9 protein-coding genes are annotated in these 25,449 nt (G+C 32.8%); all 9 read right to left on the reverse strand.

Annotated elements, in window-relative coordinates; translation table 11 throughout:
• Nucleotides 1-261: 261 nt before the first annotated feature.
• The gene (locus ACQY44_RS19555) at nucleotides 262-627 is read right to left on the reverse strand and encodes a hypothetical protein (protein WP_428231974.1); all 366 of its coding nucleotides are present in this window, start codon (nucleotides 625-627) and stop codon (nucleotides 262-264) included.
• Nucleotides 627-3,002: a penicillin acylase family protein gene (locus ACQY44_RS19560; protein ID WP_428231975.1), complete on the reverse strand. Its 2,376-nt coding sequence runs from the start codon at nucleotides 3,000-3,002 to the stop codon at nucleotides 627-629. The genes ACQY44_RS19555 and ACQY44_RS19560 overlap by 1 nt, the downstream gene beginning before the upstream one ends.
• A gap of 171 nt (nucleotides 3,003-3,173) precedes the next feature.
• A complete protein-coding gene (locus ACQY44_RS19565) occupies nucleotides 3,174-4,826 on the reverse strand; it encodes a cyclic peptide export ABC transporter (protein ID WP_428231976.1) in 1,653 nt (550 codons plus the stop codon).
• Nucleotides 4,827-4,996: 170 nt separating this feature from the next.
• Entirely contained in the window at nucleotides 4,997-5,719 is a 723-nt protein-coding gene (locus tag ACQY44_RS19570; RefSeq protein WP_428231977.1) for a thioesterase II family protein, read from the reverse strand.
• Between the two features lie 34 nt (nucleotides 5,720-5,753).
• A complete protein-coding gene (locus ACQY44_RS19575; RefSeq protein WP_428231978.1) occupies nucleotides 5,754-8,087 on the reverse strand; it encodes a TonB-dependent receptor domain-containing protein in 2,334 nt (777 codons plus the stop codon).
• A 111-nt stretch (nucleotides 8,088-8,198) separates the two neighbouring features.
• Nucleotides 8,199-9,824, reverse strand: coding sequence for an MBL fold metallo-hydrolase (locus ACQY44_RS19580; protein WP_428231979.1), 1,626 nt, complete (start codon nucleotides 9,822-9,824; stop codon nucleotides 8,199-8,201).
• A gap of 180 nt (nucleotides 9,825-10,004) precedes the next feature.
• The gene (locus ACQY44_RS19585) at nucleotides 10,005-15,977 is read right to left on the reverse strand and encodes an amino acid adenylation domain-containing protein (protein WP_428231980.1); all 5,973 of its coding nucleotides are present in this window, start codon (nucleotides 15,975-15,977) and stop codon (nucleotides 10,005-10,007) included.
• 102 nt (nucleotides 15,978-16,079) lie between these two features.
• A complete protein-coding gene (locus ACQY44_RS19590; protein ID WP_428231981.1) occupies nucleotides 16,080-19,145 on the reverse strand; it encodes a beta-ketoacyl synthase N-terminal-like domain-containing protein in 3,066 nt (1,021 codons plus the stop codon).
• Nucleotides 19,146-19,162: 17 nt separating this feature from the next.
• The gene (locus ACQY44_RS19595; protein ID WP_428231982.1) at nucleotides 19,163-25,447 is read right to left on the reverse strand and encodes an amino acid adenylation domain-containing protein; all 6,285 of its coding nucleotides are present in this window, start codon (nucleotides 25,445-25,447) and stop codon (nucleotides 19,163-19,165) included.
• Nucleotides 25,448-25,449 lie beyond the last annotated feature (2 nt).

Consider the following 25,449-nt stretch of genomic DNA (forward strand, 5'->3'; position numbering starts at 1 on the left):
TTAATATTTATGTTATCGATATTTAAAAAAAAGTAAGAGGTCACTTCACCTCCCTAAGTAAAGCTGTCGGACCTGAAAACTCGTGCCCTTATAGGATTAATTGTTAGAATAAATAAAACAGCTGTCTGATGTTGTGATTCTCGTTTTAAGTAACGAGAACCACACTATCATTTTGCAGTCTATTTTTATTTTATACCTGAACTTTTTAGATGACTATTCTTTTTTCAGGGAATACCAATTTTTCCAAAAACTAAATATCAGTTAATTTCTAACAAGACTCTTTCTACCATACATAAGTGCCCCGATTTTATAACCAAAAAAGAAGAGAATGGCTGTATTTAAAGCATTAAACAGCGGGAAAAATACGTATATAAAACCACTGGACAAGCCCATGTTAACGAAAAGCCCTTTTAGATAATCCACACGTGATTCGTATATAAGGAATACAGTGGTAAATACTATTATTCCCATTATAAAACATTTCCAAAAAACATTTTTGTGTTCAATTTTAAAAGCAGCAATGAAGCCTGCTAAAATTGTAAATATCAATATAATAGTATAGTTATTTATTAAAAACTGAGCAATTAATACAACTATATATGGCAGGTAATTAAGTATATTTTTCATTATTTAAATTTTATAACGTTTTTAATTTTTTCTAGTTTATTCGGATCTGTTACAAATTGCACTTTTTTGTATTTGCCTTTTCTCCAGGGTTCAATCTGATCTTTGTAATGTTTTGAGTTTATTATACCACTTTGACCTCCTGCCAGAATTGTATGCGCTTGTATATTGCCATCCTTTACTTCATATACAGCACGAAAAACCGGATGAAATGTTTGCGTATTGATATTAATTGTATTTATGTTTCCGCCCACATTATTGACCTTTTCTCCTAATCCGGGTATAAACAGTATATTATTTATATCAAATTTAGAGATGGTTTTATATTGCTCATTTTTCCATTGATTTCCATAACTTTTTGTTAATGTATCCAGTGTTTTGTCAAAAATGGCATCTACTATTTTTTGTTTGTTGTCAGTGTCTGAAATGTTAAATTTCTTATCATTTAAATACTTTATAAAGTACTGTAGCGACGGTTCTTGTTTCACCTGCAGTTTGTTTTTTGCAAATTGCTTTGCTTCTTTTATTGAAACATTCCTTAATGCTTCATAAACCAATCCTTGATTTCCCTGACTACTCATATTTCCATCCCAATTCTTTAATTCGTTAACAATGTCATTATACTTCTCTTTTACTGTATAATTATTCATTAGTGTTTTAAAATCTTTTAGTGAAATATCAACAACATCACTTTGCATTTTTTTAATATCTTCAACTGTCCAGTTTTTCTTTTCGTCTAGTAAAGAATAAATGCGTCTTGCTCTGTAATCATCTTTTAAACCGTGCGCCCCGAAGTAAACTTTATTTTGAATAGGCTGTTGGTTTGCCGAAAACAAGAATCCTCTATCCGGATTAAAAGCAGACCAAAAAGCAGCTAAAGGCTTCGTTGGAACATACTTTTTTGTACCGTCTAGCAACTGACCAACATAGTCAGCACTTCTTTTAGGCAATTCGCCTGCACATACAATTCCAATATTATCATCTACATCACTGTATGCAAAGTTTTGCGGAGGATAACTATAACCTTTCAGGGCTGTTGAAAATCCATCCCAATTTTTACTTTGCATCACCTCATACATTGCTTTTACTGAGTTACTTTTAGCTGCTGCATACCAATGTTGTGCATAATATTCGCCATTTTCTTCCTTTATGACTTTACCTTGTACGGTGCTCTTGTATTTTTCTATATAATCGGATTTTCCTTTTATTTTGATGGTATAATTTTTAACTGTAAAAGGGATCCATTTTCCTTCATATAGGTATAAACTATCATTTTTAACCTGAAGTTTATATCTATCGACCAGATCCCATTCTCCATTTGTAATTCCCCAGGAAATTTTATCATTATGACCACTTACAATTACAGGAACACCTGGTATTGTAAAGCCATATACTTTAAACGCATCTGTTACAATATGGGCTTCATAAAAAGCTTCCGGAAGTGTCAAATACAAATGAGGATCATTTGCTAAAATATTTTTTCGGCTTTGTGTTTTTGTATTATTTACAACCCAGTTGTTACTTCCTATACCCTGATAGAATTTATTACTTTTCATTAATTTAGCTCCTAAATCAAATAACGATTGCTCTTTGTCCGGAGTTTCTAAAGAGGTTATGGCCGTTTTATGTACTTCTAAATTGGGTACATTTAAAGTTGCGGGTACTAAATTGAAGGGTAAGATCGTATTTATCCCGGCTGGATGTAAGGGATAAAAATAATCCCTGGTCTGTTGTGTTAGTTTTTGAAAAATTTCCTGCTGCTCTACATGATGATCAAAATAGGTCAGTGTATAACTCATATACCAGGTAAATAGAAAAGAATACTCTGTTTTCCATTTTCTTGGTTTGGTTCCCAAAGCTTTATATAAAGGATCTGTGTTTTCATTATTTTCTAAGTAGGCATTTACTCCGTCTGAATAGGCTTGTAAATAGGCATAAAAATCCGGATTTTCCTTCTTACATGTTTTCAAAAGCTCTACTGATTTTTGCTCAAACTCATAAGGTTTCCAGAACTTATCAGACTTTAGGGTTCCAGCCCACAAAAACTCTGATAATTTTCCCTGTACAATTCTTGATATCATCTCCATTTGAAAATATCTGTCTTTCGCGTGCATATATCCTAATCCGTAGGCTGCAGCATTTTTTGTAGCACTATAAATATGAGGAATTCCAATATCATCTACATATATTTCTAATCTTCGATTATTATGGATCTCTTTTGTTCCATCACTTTGTAATGGTACAGATAGCAAGCCTGTTTTGTAAGTTGTTAATTTACCCAGAGAGCCAAATGGTCCTATTTTAAAAGTAGTAATAAATATCCAGGCTATGGATAATAGAACAAAAAGTACTATTTTAATTGTTTTATTTCTTTTCATTTTATTGAGGTTGTATTTTTAAATAATTAAAATTTGCAGTGATAAGGGATTGAGTACCTTAAGTAGTCACTCTTCTACAAAGCACATAAAGTCCTCTCCTTTTACCCGGGAGTAAAAAGAAAATTGTGTAATGCCAATAAAAGAAACCATTATGTTGTTATAAACTGCTTTCTAAAAGATTGTGGTAAGTTCTGAGATGTTAGCTTTTTCTAATTTGCCGTACTCCATTTTGAGTAAAGTATCTGCTGTGTGGTAATATCTGTCATCATGGGTGATTGCAATGATTGTTTTATCTTCATCCCGCACCAGTGTGGCAATAATTTCTGTATAAAATTTATGTCTAAAATGCGGGTCCTGATCTGCCGCCCATTCATCAAGTACAATAATAGGTCTATCTTCTAATAGCGTATTGATTAAGGCGATTCGTTTGCGCTGTCCTGTAGACAAGTGAGTTGTCGAAAAATAACCGTCTTTTATATGCACTTTACCATCTAACTCAAACAATTTCAAGTATTTATTTATTTTGTCATAATCAACGTTTGTTATTCCGTAGAACTCATCAAACAAATAAAAATCACTAAAAACAGGAGCAAAAAGGTTTTTTATATTCTCTAATTCTTTTAGAGGAACTAATTCTCCATCTATGTAGGCTTCTCCGTTATCAAGATCATAGAGATTTAAAACGGTGTTAATAAATGTTGTTTTACCTTCTCCATTACCTCCATATACAAAAACAATCTCATTTCTCTTAATGTCAAAATTAATTGGTCCGACTGAGAATTGATTTTCGCCAAAAGAAAATGCATAGTTGCGTATTTTTAAATCTGAAAAATTTCTGTATTGCTCTTTATTATCAACCTCTTTAAGTTTTTCAAGTTCAGTAAGCTCCTTTTTAAGTTTTTCCATTTTTTTAAGTGATACTAAAGCTCTGGTCATCACCGGAATGATCGTCATTACACTTACAATAGGCCCCATTACATAGAGTAAAACAAAAATAAAACTTACTTTAATGGATGTTGGAGTTTGAAACACTGATCCCGAAAACACTAAAATAAATGTAATCAGACCATAGAATAATAACTGGCTTATAATTTCACTGTTGAGATATTTTAAAAGTGACGTTACATATTTCGATTCTCCGGTCTCAGCAATTTTCATTACTTTCTGATCATATATCTGAGTTCCTTTATCGGCGTTGATATTAATTTCTTTTGCTCCGCTGAGAATACTATTGAAAATTCCTATAAATGTTTTTTCTAACTCTCTTACTTCTTTTATTTGTCTATTACTGGTCTTTGACCTGACTGCATATATGAGCACTCCTAATGTTATGACAGAAAGACTTATCCCAAATAACTTTAAGGATAAAAAAGCCATATAGACCAAACAAGCCACTATTAAAATAATGGATGAGAAAAAGGTAATGATCATTAAGGAAGCATTTGCAATATGATTTACATCTGAAGTTAATGTTGCATATACTTCCTCTTTATATTCCTGAAGCTTTCTGTAAGGTGCCTTAAGAATAAGTTTTATTACGTCTTTTCTAATGTCCCAGTATATTTTTTGAGACAATCGAATGATCCCTTCTGCCAGCCATCTGCGTGAAACAAAAAAGACAATAATAGTACCTATGAACAGGTACAGATATTTTTGCATTGATACTGTTTCGGTAGCAGTAATAGAATTGCTTATAATCTTATTAATAATTGTTATAAATGCAAACCCTGACAATCCTGAAATTATAGCCAGCAGGGAATATCCTATTAAGGGTCTTAAAGGTATCAGTTTAGAATCGCTAGCTTCTGAGATATTATTTTCCATGTCTATTGTTTAAAAAATTAGAAATAGATCCCCGCCCCACAACGCAGGTTTCTATTTATTTGATTTAATTTTCGGTGGGATCATCGCACTTTTGCGAAAGCATAACAAGACAAATTCGTGTTCTAAAAAAGAATAGAATTACAAACCTGTTTTATCGTACGTATCTTATGTTAGATGTTGACTAATGAACAAACAGCGTATTCATTAATAATTTTCGCCAATGTTTTTACCTGACTATAAATAAAAAAATGATTTCCGGGCAGTATCTGATGATCAAATTTTCCGTTGGTATAAAGTTGCCAGTTTTCAATCTCTCTAACAGTTTCTTCCTGATCTCCCATTAAGGCAAAAATTGGAGTATTTATTACAAGGCCTACTTCTGAAAGTTTGTTTTTTTCTAAGATTTCAAAATCAGCTCTCATAATGGGACTGAAATAATTATAAAGGTCTTCATCTTCAAGAACTTCTTCGGGAACGCCGCCTAAAGACCTCAATTCTTTTTTAAACTCAAAATCACTTAAGGTATGTCTTACTTTGTCATTATAGGAGGCACCCGGCCCTGGATTACCGGAAACAATTAAGAGGCTTGGCGGATCTGAATGTTCTTCCATTTTTTTTGCCACCGATAATCCCAACGTGGCTCCCATACTATGACCAAAGATAATATAGGGTCGGTTATTAATTCTTAATTTTTTAATTTGAGAAACATAGTCAAGAACAGCATCTGTCTTTTTAAAAAGATGTCTTTCGAGATTTCTTTTTCCTCTTCCTGGAAGTTCTAAGGCATGATATTCAAAACTATTCTGAATATAATTTTTTAGAAAATCAAAAGAGTAACAACTTCCTCCTGCAAAATGCAATAAAAATATCTGTGTTTTTTGATTTGAATACATAGCTTGTTGTTTTTTGATATAGCATATAAATGTGTTATTGTCTATTACTTTGATGTTCCTTTCTATTTTTTCCTTTATTGAATTTATAGTTAAAATTAAGGTTCCATCGCGCTGCATTAAAGTTGGTCATCTGGTTTACTACAAAATCATTACCAACAGTTGTCTCCCTTATTTTTCGGGTATTAAATACATTATTTACACTCAACGTTATTGCTCCGTTATTTTTAAATAATGATTTTCCTAAAGCCATACTCAAATAATAATATGATTTGGTTTTTGTCTGAGCATCACTCAATGGTGCCTGATATTCGAATTTACTCTGAAACGTAAAACTTTGAGGAAACTTAATCTGAGTTAATAATGTTCCGGTCCAGGTCTCATTCGAGTAATCCAGATTAGTTGTTCCTACGCTTCCTTCCTGACTAAAGCTATAAGCATTAAGCTCTGCACTAAGCGATAACCACTTTACCGGAGCATACTGAGCCGAGACTTCTACACCAAATCGTTTTTCGTTATCAAGATTTACTAAAATGGTTTCAAAAATACCAGCATCATTTTGAGTCGTAAAATATTGGAAATTATTTCTCGTTTTTGAGTAATATATCGAGGGATTAATTACGATTCCTTTCAATTTACTTAAAACACTAAATTCGACACCATCTGTAAGAGAAGGTAACAGGTTAATATTTCCAAAAATACGGGAGTTAAAATCCTGAAGTTCCGGAAAAGGATTTAGCTGGTCTAAGTTAGGCCTGTTGATTCGCTGACTATAATTTAACTGAGCAGTAGTTTTTTCTGTTAAAAGATAACTTAAATTAACCGTTGGAAATAATCTTGTATAAGTGCTGTCTCTTAAAACATTTCCTGTATTTTGATTTTTAATCTCAATATTGGTGTATTCTGTTCTTAACCCCAGCAAATAACTGAATTTCTTTATCTTATTTCCGTATTGAGCGTAGGCTGCCAGAATTTCTTCTTTATAATCCAGCCCATTGTTGAAACCCTCTATTGGTTGTACTACTCCTTGATTTTCTTCATTTGCAGCAATGTCTGTAGAAACTACCCTATGTTCTGCTTTAACTCCTGCTTCAAAATTGGCTGTTTTACTTAATGGAGTAACATAATCCGATTGTAATGCAATATCATCACTTGATCTGTGTGATCTTGTATTTATTATAGACAAATCTGGTGTATCAGGAACAATTGTTCTTCTCTGGATATTAAAATCTTTTGTACTATCCCAAAAATCATATTGAAAATCCACTGTAAATTTTCTTTCCGGTTTTTTAAACGTTTTGGTATAATTAAACTCTAATTGATTATAACTTCTGTTCTCTTCTGAGTCGCCTATGGTTTGAATATGTGAATTCTGAATACCTTCTCCGGAAAATTTATAATTTAAAGTATTCTTATCTAGATCTTTTGTACCGTTTCTGTAAAATGCTGTTGTAATTGAGTTATTATCGTTTATAAAATAATCCAATCCTACATATACTAGTCGTCCATCGTCATGTCTTTTCTGATCTTCTCTCTGATCTAAAAAAAGATCATTTCCATTTGATGTAGTTACCTGATCTCTTGTATTAAGTCCTACATAATCAGTATAACGAATCCCAAAATTAGAAAACAAATTAAATTTTCCTTTTTTATAGTTAATGCTTCCTAGTACCCTACTATCAAAAGGAACTCCACCCACGAGTGTCATACTACCGTTCAGATCTTCTTTTGTGTTCTTTTTAAGAATGATATTTATAATTCCGGCGGATCCTGCAGCATCATAACGTGAAGAAGGGTTTGTAATCACTTCTACTGATTTTATCGATTCAGCAGGAATTTGTTCTAATCCCTGGATGGATGTTAGTCCTGATTTTCTTCCATTAATAAGAATAAGAACATTACCATTGCCTCTTAGACTTACTGCACCACTAGGATCAACTCTCACAGACGGAACATTATCCAGTACTTGCGTTGCAGATCCTCCTTTTGCAATTAAATCCTTTCCTACATCAAAAACTTTTTTATCTAGTTTTAAGGATACCTGAGATGTTTCTGAAGTCACAACAACTTCGTTAAGAGAGGTTACATCGGATTTTAAGTGAACGATTCCAAGATTAATTTTAGGTTTGGTACCCTCTACTATTAATGGGATAATAGAGGATTGAAATCCTATAAATTGAAATTCAACTGTATACTTGCCTGCTTTAATACCTTCAATGTTAAAGTCTCCCTTATCATTGGTGATGACAGTTTCTACAACCAATGACTCCTGCTTTAGGACTACAGAAGCATATCCTAATTTTTCGTTTGGATCCTCAGCAGAAAGTGTTCCGGATATTTGAGTCAGGGACTGGGCGGATAGGGATGACATACATAGTAATACTAATGCATATAGGGATATATATTTTAACATGATATCTTGATTAATTATTAACTTTTTTTTGACATTAAACTTTTATAATAATGCCTGAATTATTTCCCCTTATCCAATGACAAGTTCATTTTTATATTCGATAATTTTTTCTCCAAAAAGTCTTTCCGGCGATATATCATTTGCTAAACAATAGTCTAATAATTTATTTGACTCGACAATAGGAATAGACTCGTCTGTATATTTTATAGAACTTATATATTTAAGCCAAGGCTCCATACCCATAGCGTATACAAATACTTCGCTAGGCTTAAAAACATCTACAAGTGCTTTAGCCTGTTCAAAATTACATCCTGCTAATCTTCTGGATTCATCTTTATCTCTGGCTAAAGTTTCTGGCATTAATGGCCCATATAACCAGGATAACGGTGCTCCTTCACATTCCATTCCTAAGAAAATGATATTGATGTCTCCCATTACCTTATGAATACGCTCGTATAATTTTGGTGACACATTACAAGAATCTGCGGCAAACAGCACTTTTAATCCATCCTGATATGCTACGTGATGACATAATTTACTTCTTACATCCAGATCACAATGCTCGCCAACAAATGGTAGTCCGGTAATTGAACAATCATCAAAATGAAGAGTCTCCATCTCTCCCAGTTCGATAATATTTTTAAATCCTATTCTCTCAAACATTAGTTTCAGGTTGGGATCCTGAAGGAAACCTCCATTGCTTTTAGGAACAATAATGTTTTTGATCTTACGTCTTAATCTTAACAAGGTCTCAAAAAGAATGTGATCCTGATGATTATGTGTTACTAATACATAATCAATAGATTCCGGTAAGTCATCGTATGAATATCGAGATATATCAGACTCATAACCATAACTTACTAAAGGATCTGCAAGTATTGTTGTGTTTTTGGTTTCAGTAAGGATACAGGCATGTCCAAAATATCTTGTTAGCACTCCATCTCCGGTATATCGCTTATATTTTTTAGATTTTTCTGTTGTAAAAAAAGATTTAAATAGTGGAATATCTTCGGGCTCAATTTCAAATATTTCTGCGATTTCTTTAAATGTTTTGGGATGATCTTCCATTTCAAATAACTGATCAATCTTTTCACTTTTCAAGGGTAAGTTTACTCGTAGAATATCCTCTCCCGGCAATTTTGGTGTACTTAGCACAAATGACCTTGAATCATCATCGTGTACTAAAAATAAATTGAAACTTTGAAGCGACTCTTTGTAAAACTCTGTCTCATATAATAACGACTCAAAAAAGCGAAACGAAGGATTGTTGTTAATATCATATACTAATTCTACAAGACCTTGTAAGCTCTCCGGTATTTTGTTGTATAATTCTATAAGTGCATATCCTTTGGCTTCTTTTTTAAGCATATCGTTAAGGGCAAATACATCTTCTCGTAACTTTAAAAGATCAGCACATTGCTCTTTAGTATTATCAATAAGTCCTTGAATTTCATCTACTCTTTTACCATCATAATCGATAAAAGGTCCTCCTAACATTTTAGGTGTTTTTACAGCTGCAGCATGAATCATAGGATTTTGAACATAAGACGACATAATTTTCAAATGTCGATCTTTAATATTCATTGCAGCTGTAGCAGGAGATATCAAGTGAGGCCATGCATACCAGTTGTCTACTAAAGGTTCTATAGCTAAATTTCTTTTAATGTATACTAAATCATTATTTTGTATTTCCATGATATTGTTATTTTACTAATTAATTGTTTATTTAAGTTTTGATGATTTTATTGTGAATTTGGATAAAATATCCCCTAGACTTGAAGAGCGCAAATATTTTATTGAAAAACATAGGTCCTCTAAATCTCTCTTAGTATAAAGGATAATCTTATTAATTAAATTGAGCTGTTGTCAAATGACTTAATCTAAGAGAGGGTACAAACAAAATTTAATGAAAAAATCCAAATCAAACGGTTTCTGTGGAGTTTCCTGATAGCTTACAGGATAAGTCAAATCTAATAGAATTCCATTTTCATAAACTAAACATGTAAGGTCTAAACCTGTATTGAAACTATTCTTACTATAAGACGTGACGATTACTTTTCCAGAAATGGAATCTTCTATTGTCTTATTATGGGTCGGAACCTGATAATTAAATGTCCCTCCTATTGCTCCTTCTATATCAATTGCTGTCATTTCTTTATAATCTTTTCTAATTATCTCGTAAGGAATGGTCTGATAAAGACGGGACTGAATATAATCAGTATATGCAGCGAGAACAAAATCTTTATGAGATTGATACGCTGAAGTATCTAAAACTCCCAAGGGCAAAAAATTATTAAGTACTCCCAGAATCTTATTAATTTCAATTTCTTTAGAAATTTCTTCCCGCCCATTGACAATTGTTAATTGTAAATACTTATTATTTTTCTTTACTTCCTTTAACAACTTCTGATGCGCGGCAATAAATATCCCTGTCATTGGCAGGTTTAATTTATCTGCTTTTTGTTTCAGTTTTTTGAAATCTTCTCCTTTAATAGCAATCTTTTGTGTCACACATTCAATAAAATTGTACTCAACCGGATTTTGCTTTGTAATACTAAAACCCTTCAAATACTCCTTCCAGTATTCACGTTGTTCCGTAGCAATTTCTGATTTTAGAAATTGTTTCTGCCATGCTATAAATTCATAGTTCGATTTGTAATTATTTTCTATCGGTTTATTGTTATAAAAATTTAGCAGGTTTTGCTGTACAATCAAATTTGTGTACATATCTGTGACAGAATGGTGGATGCCTACAAAAAGATAAGCTTTATCTGTAGTATCGGCTATTAAAAATAACCTGATCATATTATTATTTTCAAATAGGTCATACGGACTTGTAAAAAAGTCATTTAGTTCTTCCGCTATTTTCTCTCTTTTGGTTTCATTGTAGTTCTCAACAATCCTTATCTCTAAATTCACCTCTTGATTGGATAGATATTTCTGGAAAATAACAGTATCAGTATCTTTTTTGAATTTCACATTTAGAAAAGGAAAAAGTCCTAAAAATTCTCTGAACTTACCCTCAAATGTGTCTTTGGAAAAATCTGAAATAACAATTGGTCCAAACCTTCCATGTGATTGTGGAAATTGCAGAATCCTTTTCTGATTCTCTGATATGTCTAGCCAATCATTTTGTACCTGCAATTGTTTTTGAGTACTATTTTGTGCCTCAGCTATCGTTGTTTTTTTCAGTTCTTTTTCTGATTTGATGAGGTCATCAATCGTTTGCTCCAGTTTTCTTTGGTAGGCTTTTACAAGATCTCTAATTGTTTCTTCCTTAAAAACCTTAGAAGAATATGAAATGGTCATCATTAATTGTTCTGATGAAATCATTCCATTTATACTTATTTTGGCTTCACTGCCATTTTCCTTACTAAAAGAAGAACCGATAGATTCTGTTGAAAAATCAAAAGGAGAGGTTTCATTTGACCCTACTTTACTACCGAAATCTCCTAAATAGTTAAACTCAATACAGGTCTCTTTTTCCAGGTTTGATTTTTCATCTAAAAAATTAAGAATTCCATATCCAATTCCTTTTTGAGGGATTTTATTCAAATCTTTTTTAATTCTAAGAATGTTCTCTACATTATCTGATGATGATACTTCTAAAACAAAAGGAAAAGTAGAAGTAAACCAGCCAATAGTCCTACTTACATCCATCGCAGGTAAGATTTCCTCTCTGCCATGACCTTCCATTGTAAGAACAGATCTTTTTACCTCGAGAACTTCCTCTAATGCAAGACCTAAACCAGTAAGCAAAGCCTCATTAATCTCAATGTTATACTGTTTCGAAATCTGAGTTTGCAATTTGTTAGTATATTCTTTATCCAGCAAAAGGGTCACTTTCTGATCGTGATAATGTACCTTATCATTATTATTAAAATCTATTGGAAGTGGCTCGACAACTGATGAACAAACTTGTTCCCAAAACAATTTCTCCTTTCCTAATTCTAAACTGGAGGCATATTGATGCAGCCCTTTAGCCCAATATTGATAAGAATCTGTTTTTAGTGGTAACTGATATTGTTCTCCTCTTTGATTGTGCGTGTATGTTTCAGACAAATCCTGTAAAAATATGCGCCATGATACTCCGTCAACGATAAGATGATGCACAAATAAACCCAGTCTGTCACCGTCCTTTAATTTAAAAACAACAGCTTTTATAAGTCTTCCTTTTTCCAAATTAAAACTGGACTGAATCTCTTCACCTATCGTTTTCATAGCAGAAAGCGCATCATCCTCTTCTCTTAAATCATATAATTCAATATCAAAATTAAAAGCAGCATTGCTAAGATTACGCTGTTTCCAGATTCCATCTTCTTTTTCAAACTGAGTACGCAGGGCATCATGATGATTGATAACCTGTGTCAGTGCCTTAATTAGATTTACAGAATTAATCCCTTCCTTTGCTTTTAGAAGGACGGACTGATTGTAGTGCTGTTTTTCTTTTATAGCCGAATTAGTAAAGAAATAATGTTGAATGGGTGTCAGTAGAATTTCACCCGTAACTTCTGACTGATCAATATTTCTCGTATTTACGGTAATCAATTTAGCAAGATCTTCTAATATTGGATTTCTAAGAATATGATCTACTTTTAGTGCCAATCCTTTTTGTTTTAATCTCGAAATTAACATTATTGCTTTTATAGATTCTCCTCCCAAACTAAAGAAATTGTCTTTTATACCGATGTTCTTTTTATCCAGAACCCGCTCGCAAAACTCAACAAGAATTTTTTCTTCGGTTGTAATTGGTGCTACATATTCTACTTCACTATACAATTCTATACCAACTGTTTTTACGAGTGCTTTTTTATCTACTTTACCATTAATGTTTAAAGGTATTTTATCTAAAAAGACAAAGCTTGTCGGGATCATATAATCTGGAATAATTTTTGATAAAAAAGATCTTAGTTCTTCTATACTGACCGGAGTTGTTGTTACAATGTAGGCAACAAGTTCTTTATTTCCCCGCTCATCATTTTGTGCGGTCACTACGGCTTCGTCTATTTTTTCATTAGACAATAATTGATGTTCAATGGCGCTTAATTCTATACGATGCCCTCTTATCTTTACTTGTTCATCATTACGTCCTTCATAAATAATATTACCCTCCGTAGTCCATTTTCCTAAATCTCCTGTTTTGTATAATCTCCCATCTGCTTTAAATGGGTTTTTAATAAACTTTTGATTTGTTAATTCTTCTCTGTTCAGATATCCTCTGGCAACTCCTGTGCCACCTATACATATTTCTCCTACGACACCTCTTGGAACCAGATTGTGATGTTTATCCAGAATATAAATTTTGGCATTTGATATTGGTTTTCCAATAGGTATATTACTATACGCAAGCGTATTGTCTTCCGGCATCTTAAAAATAGTACAGCAGACACTAGCCTCAGTTGGTCCGTATGTATTATAATAAGTACCATATTTAAAGTATGGTTTTATAATTTCATAGTCCGGTACTTCTCCGCCAGTAATTAATATTTCTACTGTTTTTAAATCTTCCATATCTACCAAAGCTATATAGGAAGGAGTCAATGCAGCAATGTTGATTTTGTTGTTTTTTATAAAAGTGGTCAGTGTATTTGCATCCTTTCGTTGTTCTTCACTTGCCATGTAGAGAGTTCCTCCTGACAAAAGAATCAAAAAGGTCTCCCATACAGAGACATCAAAAGAAAAAGGAGCAAATTGTAAGCCTCTGCTGTTTTTATCTAATTTAAAGTAATCAATTTGAGTAAGGATTGTATTTACAATCTGACTATGTTCTATCATAACTCCTTTAGGAAGCCCTGTTGATCCTGAGGTATAAATAACATAAGCTAAATCAGCAGGTGTTACAGCAATTGTTATTGGATCACAGTCAATGGCATCAAAAACAATATCTACTGCCATTAGTGCTCCGGTATAAAAATCAAGATCAAACATATATGATGTTGTGGTAATCAGCAACTCTAACTGAGTATCAGCAATAATATGTTCCTTTACCTGATTAGGCATTTCCGCAGCAATAGGAACATAAGCGCATCCCAATTTTAAAATCGCAAGTATGGATATAATATTCCACTCATTACGTTCTAATTGTATCCCTATAAGTTTGCCTTTTTTAATTTGATATTGTTTATTTATATAACGAGCCAAATTACTTGAAGCCTCATCTAACGCTACATAGGTAAATTCTTTATTACCAGCAAAAAGACCAATTTTATCCGGATTTTGCTTTACTTGTTTTTCAAACAAGGATAACAATGTTTCTTCTGGAGAATATGGGAATGTTATATTATTAAAATCCAGTACTAACTCTTCTTTCTCCTTTACAGACAAATAATCAATTTCCTGAATAGGAGTATTAGGCTGCAAAATTACTTTCTCCAGTAATTGTTTGAAATGTGTTAATAAGGATATGACATACTCGGACTCAAAAACGTCTGTATTGTATACTAAATGACAGCATAAATGATCTCCTTCTTCCATAAAGTTGATATCTAAATCTGCTAATGCTGAGGTTTCTCCCAATAGTTTTATATCTTGTATTTGAGTTTCATCTACATTATATTCGTATAATGCATTTTGCAATAAGAGCATAACATCAAACAAAGGAGATCTTGACATGTCCTTATTATAATTGATCAATTTTAATAAATGATCAAAAGGGTAAAACTGACAATCTAAGGCAGATAATGTATTTTCTTTAACAGTATCAAAAAATGTATTGAATGTTTCTTCAGGATTGAGTTGATTTCGTAATGGCAATGAGTTGATATAACATCCTATTTGCTCTTTTAAATCTGCGTGATCACGCCCACCAATTGGGGTACCAATAATAATATCAGTACTGTTGGTATACTTATAAAGAAGTACATTCCAAACCGCTAATAATCCCATAAAAACACTTCCTTTTTTATCAGAACAAAACTTCTTAAAGAGCGCAGTAGTCTCTTTAGAAAGATAGGATTTAAGTGCAAATCCATTAAACGTTCTGATAGCGGGTCTCTTCTTATTATTTGTGAAATTAAGTACCGGTAATTCTCCTGAAAATGTATCTTTAAAATAAGTTTCCTCGCTTTTAAAAAGTCCCTTAGAAAGTTGTTCATTTTGCCAGGCTGCATAATCTTTATATTGAATATTTAGTTCTGGAAGTTCGACCGGAATACCCGATTCAAAAGAAGAGTAAAATGCAAAAATGTCTTTGAATAATATATCGAGAGACCAGGAATCGCTTATTACGTGATGTATATTACTGTAAAAAATAAATTCACTATCTTTTAACTGAAATAAACTTACCCTAATTAATGGCCCTTTGCCCATATCAAACGGTTTTTCTACATCATCTCTGGTAATAGCCTTTACCTCTTCTTCTCTTTTATCTAAAGTCCTAAGGTCAAAAAAATCTATTGTAAAATCTAAATCTTCTTTTTCTACAATATATTGTCTTATTTGCCCTTCATCATTGATTTTAAATACAGTACGCAGTGACTCATGTCTCTCTATGGTGCTATATACAGCACGTTTAAAATTTGCAACATTAATATCTTGTTTTATACGAATAGAATTAGGCACTGCGTAATTGAATCCTTTCTCATCTGATTCTATAAATATTGAGGATAACATTCTAAGTTGACTTGAGGACACTTGATAACTCTTTTGCGTCTCAACTTTAGGTATATTATTATACCTGTTTGAAGAAGTATACTTAGTAAGGTAGGAAACAATTTCCTGCTTATTTTCTTTTATTCTTGTAATAAGTGCCTCATCTATTACCTCATCTTTAAAACCAAGTTTAAGATCTGTACCATCTAGTGTTATCGTAATATTATTCTCGTATATTTCATTTAATAAATTGATCATTGTATTTCGTTTTTTGTTTATGTAATAGTTTGTCTATAATTAATAAATTGTGTTGTCATTTTTAGTCGTTTTCAGCAGATAAAGAAAAAGAAGACGATCATTCTAGATCGTCATTACTGATTTATAACTACTTTCTTCTTCCAGATTTACAACAAATTTTAATCTCATATCAATCTCAGAAGCCAGTTCCTTTATCGTAGACTTTTGATAGAAATCTTTAATTTTTATGTCTGTATCAAATATTTTCTCAATCAGCTTAAGCATTGTAACTCCTTTTAAGGAATTGCCTCCCAAAGCAAAAAAATCATCTAAAATTCCGACCTCATCTTTACTAAAAAAGGTTTTCCACATTTCAACCAGTTTTTCTTCCGTTTCATTTGTTGGCGCCACATAATTAGCAAAGGATACTAGGTTTTTATCCAGATCTTCATGAAATGCTTCATTATCATCAAAGTGCTCTAAAGCAAAAAGGGGGATTTTGCTGTGCTTTTCTGCTCCTGAAAAATTCAGGAGGTCAAAAGGATTTACTTTTACAGGAAGTTTTGTTTTATTAAATACATAGCCCGGCATAGAAACACGATGCATTTTTTGCGTTCCATAATACGATTCCCAATCGATATCCAGACCATTAATCCATAATTCTCCCATTTTTATCAGAAGATATTCCTGATCATTAATTTCCTGTTTTGGATGTCTGATCAGGTTTATAGCTGTATTATTAGCTGCCGGATCGTGATTTTGTTGCTGAAACAAAGTCGTTAATGTATTTCCGGGACCTACCTCTATAAAAATGCTGTTGGGTTCTTTTAATAGGGTCGTTAAACCATCAGAAAATCGTACTGTATGGCGTAAATGATCTATCCAGTATTGTGATGATTTTGCTTCGTCAGCAGTTATTAATTGTCCGGTCAGGTTAGATACAAAAGGAATTTTTAGTGCTGAGAATTCAACATTTTCTAATTCTTGTCTGAATTCTTCCAAAACTGAATCCATTAAAAAAGAATGTCCACCTAATGAAATTTTTAATTTTGAGTGTAAAATCTCTTCTGTTTCAAATATTTCCATAAGCGAATCTATCGCCTCTTCTGTTCCTGATAACACGCAAGACTCCGGAGAATTAACTACAGCTAAAGCGACGTTATCATTTAAATATGCTTTTATCTTTTCTTCAGAAAGTGATACGCTCAACATGCTTCCTTTGCGGGACTTATTCATTAATAAAGCACGTTTGGCAACTAACTTTACTCCTGTTTCAAACGAAAAAACGTCACTTAAACATGCGGCAACATATTCTCCTGTACTATGCCCGATCAATTTATCGGGATGAATACCCCAATGCATCATTAATTTCGCTAAAGCATATTCAAAAACAAATACAATTGGTTGTGTAAACTCATTTTTATTGATGTCAAAACCTTTTTCCTTATCTGTATTTTCTTTATACAAGATTTTTGAAACATCAACCCCAGTCAATTCTTTAATGATCGAGAATCCTTTATCCATAAGTTGTTTAAAATATGGCTGATTTTCATAAAGGTCTCTTCCCATGTTAAAATATTGCGCTCCCGAACCAGTGCACATAAAGACGATTTTTCGTTTCTGATCCAATTTTCCTGAGTAAAGAACGGTGCTTAAAGGATTCTTTAAAATTTCCAGCGCTTTTTGTTTAGAATTGCTTACTAAAAATCTATTGTATTTAAATTGATTTCTTCCAACTTGAAGTGAATATGCCATGTCCTGGAAACTATCATTTTCGTTTTTTTCAAGAAATGAAACTAGTTTTTCCTGATAAGCATTTAATGATCCTGTAGATTGTGCAGAAAAACGCAATAGTTTATAGGTATTATCTTCTGTCGCTTTGTTTTTTATCGGAGCTTCTTCTAAGATCACGTGAGCATTATTTCCACCAATTCCAAAACTGCTTACACCTGCTCTTAAAGGTTGGTTATTAACCGAAATCCAATTTGACAATTCTGTTTGCACTTTAAAGGGACCGGATTTAAAATTGATTTCCGGATTTGGGTTTTTAAAATGCAGGGATGGTGGAAGCATTTTATTTTTTAATGCTAATGTAGTCTTGATAAATCCTGTAATCCCGGCAGCTACATCAAGATGTCCTATATTTGTTTTTACAGAACCAATAGCACAATGATGATTTGTATTGTACCCAAAAGATTTATTAAGTGCTTCTACTTCTATAGGATCTCCTAATTTTGTTCCTGTACCATGCGCTTCTATATACGTGATAGACTCCGGTGTTACATCTGCAATTTGATGTGCTTGTTTGATACACTCGTATTGCCCGTTTATGCTTGGTGCTGTATAACCTACTTTTCTGTTTCCGTCATTATTGACAACCGAAGATCGAATTACTGCATAAATTTGATCATTATCTTTTATAGCATCTTCAAATCTTTTTAAAACCACTACTCCCGCTCCTTCTCCGGATACAATTCCTGATGAATCTTTGTCAAAAGCTCTGCAATGACCATCTTTCGAATTGGTCATTCCTTCCTGATATAAATGTCCTTTGTATGGTTTCGAATATATTCGTACACCGCCTGCAACTGCTATCGAACATTCTCTCATCAATAAGGAACGACAAGCCTGATGAACAGCTACTAATGAACTTGAACAAGCGGTATCTACATAATAACTGGGACCTCTCAGGTTTAGGTTATAAGAGATGAGTGTACTTATAAAATTTTCATTAGAAATTTGATTTAGAAAAAATGAATTTATATTTTCATTATTTGAAATCATGGTATAGGCTCTCCAATTCATATTATCTGACGCTGATAAGTAAAGCCCAATTTTGTCTTTATATTTTTTTGGGTTATATCCGGCATCTTCCAGACCAAGCCAAACCTGTTCGTGCATCATGCGAATTTGAGGATCCATAGACATGGCTTCTTGTTTTGTATATCCAAAAAAAGAATAATCAAAACTATTAGGATCTTCCAGAAAGGCTTGTGCTTTTATTATATTTGGATTTGCAAGATTTTCTTCGCTTACACCTACTGCCCTTAATTCATCATCGTTATAAAAATGGACTAATTCCTCACCATTTTTTAAATGTTCCCAGAATTCATTAATAGTAGCTGATTTAGGATACCTACCTGAAATTCCAACAATAGCAATATCTTTTTTTCTATTATTATTTTCCATCGTAATATTTATATTTATTAAATTAAATTTATAAATTCATCTAATGCCTCAGAGATATCTTCCGGTTCTTCTATATTATTTTCCTCTGGAGATTCAACTGTGTTTAGATATTGAACAAACTCCTCAACGTTCGGGTTTTCGAATAGGGAAACTATCCTGACATCTATGCCTAATTCTTTATTGATTTCATTCAATATTTTAAAAATCTTTATTGAGTTTGCTCCCATATCAAAGAAATTATCGAGTATACTTATTGTACTTGCTTCTATCCTTAACTCGGTTGCTATAATCTGTATGATTACTTTTTCTTTTTGAGTTTCTGGTGCTACGTATTCCTTTTCACTGGTGATCTTAATTCCTGATACATTTTTTAACCTTTTTTTGTCAATTTTTCCGTTTATGGTAAGCGGTAATTGTTTTAAAGCAATAAACTCTGAAGGAATACTGTAATACGGTATTCTATTCTTAAGGAATGTTCTTAGCTGCTCCAGCGATAATGTTTCTGTAGTTACGATATAAGCTTTTAAGCTTTTACTATTAAACTCATCTGTATCTGCAACTACAATTGCTTCCTTAATTTGATGATGTGACATCAAAGCATGCCCTACTTCCCCAAGTTCTATTCGATATCCGGAAATTTTTACCTGGTCATCTTGCCTGCCCAGAAATTCAATATTCCCATCAGGGAGCCATTTTCCGAAGTCACCCGTTTCATAAAGAAGTTCTCCTTTTTTATAAGGATGTTCTATAAATTTTTGTGCTGTAAGTTCTGATCTGTTCAAATATCCTTTTGACAATCCATCCCCCGAAATATAAAGAGCTCCAGGTATACCTATTGGTTTAGGTCTTAACAAATCATCCAGAATATAAAATTGTGTATTATTTATTGGCTTTCCTATGTTGGATGATTCTCCCGGATGTTCTATTTTTTTTACACTGGACCAAATAGTAGTTTCTGTTGGTCCATACATATTCCAAACCTCTAAATTATTATTGATTAATTTTTCTGCTAATGATTCAGTTAATAAATCACCTCCACACAGTACTTTTAATCCTTTATTGCCCTTCCAATCGGCGTTGAACAACATTTGATAAAAACTGGGAGTAGCCTGAATGATCGTAGGTTGTATCTCTTCTATTTTTTTAATAATTAAATTAGGATCTGATAAAACATCTTTACTTGCCATATATAAAGTAGCTCCTGATAATAGCGGTACAAAAAACTCTAAAATCGAAATATCAAAAGAATAAGTTGTAACCGAAAATAATACATCATTTGCGCTAACTCCTGGTTTTTGTTGTATGCTGTACAGAAAATTCATCAACGATTGATGTCCAATTTTAACCCCTTTTGGATTTCCTGTCGAACCAGAAGTATAGATGATATAAGCTAAATCATTTGGCGTTAGCTTTACATCTTCTAATGCTTCTCTATAATTTGCCGCTTTAAAATCATTCACAATATCAAATACAACTCCATTGTAATTGTCCTGAACAGTTACAGTAGATTGATCTGTAATGAGTAATTTAATTTTGGTGTCTTCATAAATATAGGATTTACGAGATTCCGGAAAAGCGGTATCTATTGGAATATATACAGCGCCAGCTTTCATAATTCCTAAAACAGCTATAATTACTGCAGCATCTCTTTCTAATTGTACGCCTACAAAATCTCCTTTAGACACCTTGAAATCTTCTTTCAGGCAATTAGCAAATTGACTCGAAAGAGTATCCAGTTCCTGATAGGTATAGTTTTGATCTTTAAAGGATAACGCTTTATTTTCAGGAGTTTTCAATACTTGAGAAATAAATAAATCAATTACTGTTTTATCGGTAGGATATGACCTTGCACTGTCATTAAAATCGAAAATAATTTCGTCTATTTCTTCCTTAGGGACATACTCTATATCTTTTATTTTTTTATCTGGATTTTCTAAAATTATTTCCAACAATTGCTTGTAGTGTTTTATGATACGACTTACAGATTCTTTGGCATATATATCCGTATTGTAAGTAATATTAAACGACAGATAATCTCCCTGTTCCTGAAAAGCAATATCCATATCGAACTTTGCAACTTTATACCCGTTATCTTCTATGGCAGTAAAAGCGCCAGGATCAAGATTCGTATTTTCGACAACATCTCTTATGTTTTGCAGCACCAGCATAACATCAAATATGACGCTTTTGCTAGTATCGTTTCGTATATCAAGATCGTCTACCAAAGAATCAAAAGGATACATTTGATGTTCGTAGGACTGGATTGTCTTCTCTTTTACGGTATTATAAAAAGATTTAAAACTTTCTTCTGCGTCTATCGTATTTCTTAACGGGAGCATGTTGAGATAAAATCCAATCTGATCGTTTAAATCAGCATGATCTCTACCAGCAACAGGTGTTCCTATTATTAGATCCTTCTCCGCCGTGTATTTATGAAATAAAACATTCCAGACAGCTAATAATCCTATAAATAAACTTCCTCCTTGATTTTGTCCATATTTTCTAAGACGGTTAGTAAGATCAGATGAGATATAGGTTTTAAGACTATTACCAGCATAAGTTTTAATGGGTGGTCTTGCTTTTTGATACGGTAAATCTAAAGTAGGAAGTTCTCCTGCTAAGCTTTTTAGCCAATACTTTTTATGTCCGTTATTTTGTTCTTGCTGTAGTTCATTTTGTTGCCATGCAGCGTAATCTCTATATTGAATCTTTAATGTTGATAATTCACTTAGTTTACCTTCTAAATAATACTCATATAAAGCAAATACATCTTTTGCAAGAACATCTATTGACCAACCATCACAAATAATATGGTGTATATTGTAATAAAATACATATTCATCATCTGAAAGCTGTAATATGCTGGCTCTTACTAATGGTCCATTTTTCAGATCAAATGGTGCATATGCATCTTCTTTTAGGTATGCCTCTACATTTTTGTCCTGATGCAGATCAAATCTGTAATCGATATAGTTTACAGTGAAGTCCAGTTCTTCTGTTGTTTTTACAACCTGTCTTACTTCCCCCTCCTTATTTACTTTAAAAGTGGTTCTTAAAGCTTCATGTCTGTCTATAACAGCTTCTATTGCTTTTGAAAAATACGCTACATCATACGTGCCTTTTAAGGTTAGTCGGGAAGGCATATTGTATAGGGCAGTATTTCCAGTAATTTCGCTTAAAACCCATAATCTGCGTTGTCCGGCTGAAACTGAATAATCTTCTGCATCCGGAATTTTTTGTATTGAAGTATGTGTTGTAACTTCTGCATTTTTAATCAAATCTGCATGTGCCTTTATGGTAGTATTCGCAAAGATTTCTTTTAATCCCGGTTTTACATTAAAAACTTTATGATATTGATTAATGAGTTGTATTGCTTTAAGACTATGACCTCCTAATTCTAAAAAATCATCTTGTGTTCCTACGTTATCTACCTGAAGTATTTCTTCCCAAATTGTTGTAATTTGCTTTTCAAACTCATCTACAGGAGCGATATATGCAGCACGTGCCAATGCTCCTGTATTTAATCTCAGTAAATATTTTTTATCGACTTTACCATTTACTGTCAGTGGAATAGTATCTACCTCAATAATAACAGAAGGTATCATGTATTCCGGCAATTTTTGCCCCAGATATCTCTTAATCTCTTTTATATCTTCTTTTTGAGAATAAACAACATAAGCAACAAGCTCTTTTTTATCGTCATTTCTATTATCAACCAAAGCAACAGCCTGGTTAATGTTATTATGAAGTATGAGTTGTTGTTCTATTTCACTTAGCTCTATTCTATAACCTCTTATTTTTACCTGATCGTCTTTTCTCTGTTTGTAGATTATTTCTCCATTGTCCATCCATCTGGCAATATCTCCGGTTCTGTAAGATGGGCCATTTTTTGTAGTAATAAATCGTTCGTTATTAAGTTCGGGACGATTCAAATATCCTTTGGCAACTCCGGCACCGGCAATAATAATTTCTCCGTATCTTCCAACATCGCAAGGATTTCCTTCAGCATCTACAATAGATATAACGGTATTTGCAATAGGTTTGCCGATACATACCTGAGATTGTCTGGCAGTCATTTCTTTTACGATACATCCAACAGTTGTTTCCGTTGGTCCATATTCATTAAATATACGGATACTGCTATCGATATTCCACACATTTTGCAATTGACTTTGAGTCAGCTGCTCGCCTCCAACTATAATTATTTTTACGTTTGTTTTTTGGATATTTAATTCCTTCAATAACGAAAGGTGCGAGGGTGTCAATTTTAAGGTATCAATCTCCGGATTTGTAAAACTTTCTGTAAGTAAATCATTGATTGCTTTTGCATCAGATCCTATCCATAATTTTTTACCTCTTGTTAAACTTGTAAATAGCGATGTGATAGTCAAATCAAACGAAACAGAAGTAATCAATCCCCAATTTCCTGTTTCAGCATCCGTAAAATAGTATGCATTTGACCATTGTATGTAGTTTAAAAGATTCGCATGGCTGATCAGGCATCCTTTTGGGTTTCCTGTAGATCCTGAAGTGTAGATACAATACGCAATATCTTCCGGATATACTTCATTGAATAATGGTGTAGTTATATCCAATTCAAAAATGTTCTCCTTAGCGGGATTAAGAACTGTTACATTAGAAAAAGCTTCAGCTGATGTAATAGTTGCCGTACTTATCAAAATAGTACAGGCAGCATCTTCCAGAATGAATTTTATACGATCTTTAGGATAAGCTGTATCCATAGGGATGTAGTATGCTCCTGCTTTAAGAATCCCCAAAACACTAATTATAAAATCTGGTGTGCGGTCTAGTAAAACAGCAACAGCATCTCCTTTTTGAATACCATATTGCTGAATTAAATATTGAGCAAACTGATTTGATTTTTCGTCTAATTCTTTATATGAGATTGATAAATCATTATAAAATAAAGCTGTATTATTTGCCTGTAATAATACTTGTTGCTCAAAAATTGTAATAACGGAATTAAAAGGTTCATACTTTTGTTCTGTGTTATTTGAAGCATCTATAATCGCCTGTCCAGCTACAACATCATTTTGATTTGTAAATGCAGCATTAAGTTGTGCTGTTATTAAAGTGATAACTTCATCAGAGTAGCAAGCGGTATCATAATATAAATCTAATACCAGTTTGTCTCCATAATCAAATGCACTTAGTTTGAGTTCAAAAACATCTGTAACACTGTATAAATCCCGTATTTTTAAATCACTTGATAAAGCTTTTTTATTTACCTCTAAAAACTCATAAACGTATTTAAAAATTGTTGCATCGGTTGCTTCATTATCGTGAATTCTGTTCACATAAAAATAATCTGACCACATTCCGATTTCTTCTAGTGATTTCTTAAAAAATGCCCCAATCTCTTTTTCAGACAATAGTGATAGATCTTTAAGATCAACAGGAAGCGTTTTTGCTACTAAACCAAAGGTATTTTCTAATTCATTATAATATCTTTTATAGGGTAGATATCCAAGCGTAAATGAATCCTCATCAAATCTGGACAAATAACTTGCATACTGAGATAAAAGTAAATGCTCAACTGAACAATCCTGCTGAACAGATTTCGCTTTTAAATTGTTGTATTCATCGTTTTCAATAACACAAACGGACTTTCTTTGAGGTGCAAATACAGCGTTTGTTTTATTTTTAAAGGGTACAATATCTTTAGTTAAATCTATTGTATAATTTTTCCAGAAATTAACGCCTTCTTCTTCCGGATCGCTGAACAACTGCTGTTGCCAGGCCGAAAAATCCTGATACTCTACAACTTCTCTTTCTTCTTGTTGATATATAGTTTCGTCCTGAATCGCTTTTGAAAGTTCATTAGATAAAAAAACAGCACTGTAACTATCTGCCCAAAATGAAAACAAACGTGCTACCAAGACTTGATTTCCGTTTAAATCTTTAAGCAGGCAAAAACGTACAGGTTGATCTTTTAACGCTTCATAGCTATATCCTAAACATTCCTGAGCACTTTCTGCAACAGTAACTTCATCCAGCGTTTGAACAGTACGTTCTACTATTTCTATTTTTTTTGCTTCAGATACTATTTGCACGGGGAAGACAGCATTTGGAGTCAAACTTATTTTAAATAATAAGGTTTCATTTTTACTTACAACATGTGCTAATCCACGTTGTAACTTTTCTATAGTCACTCTACTTCCTAAATCAATAACCACCTGATTATAATAATCCTGCATGTTATTTTTGGCTACACTCCATAAGTTCATTTGATTTATAGAAAGTTGATATCCTTCAAGGTTATTTATTGCTTCTTTTTCCATTA

Source organism: Flavobacterium sp. (assembly GCF_965277525.1).
Taxonomy (GTDB): Bacteria; Bacteroidota; Bacteroidia; order Flavobacteriales; family Flavobacteriaceae; genus Flavobacterium.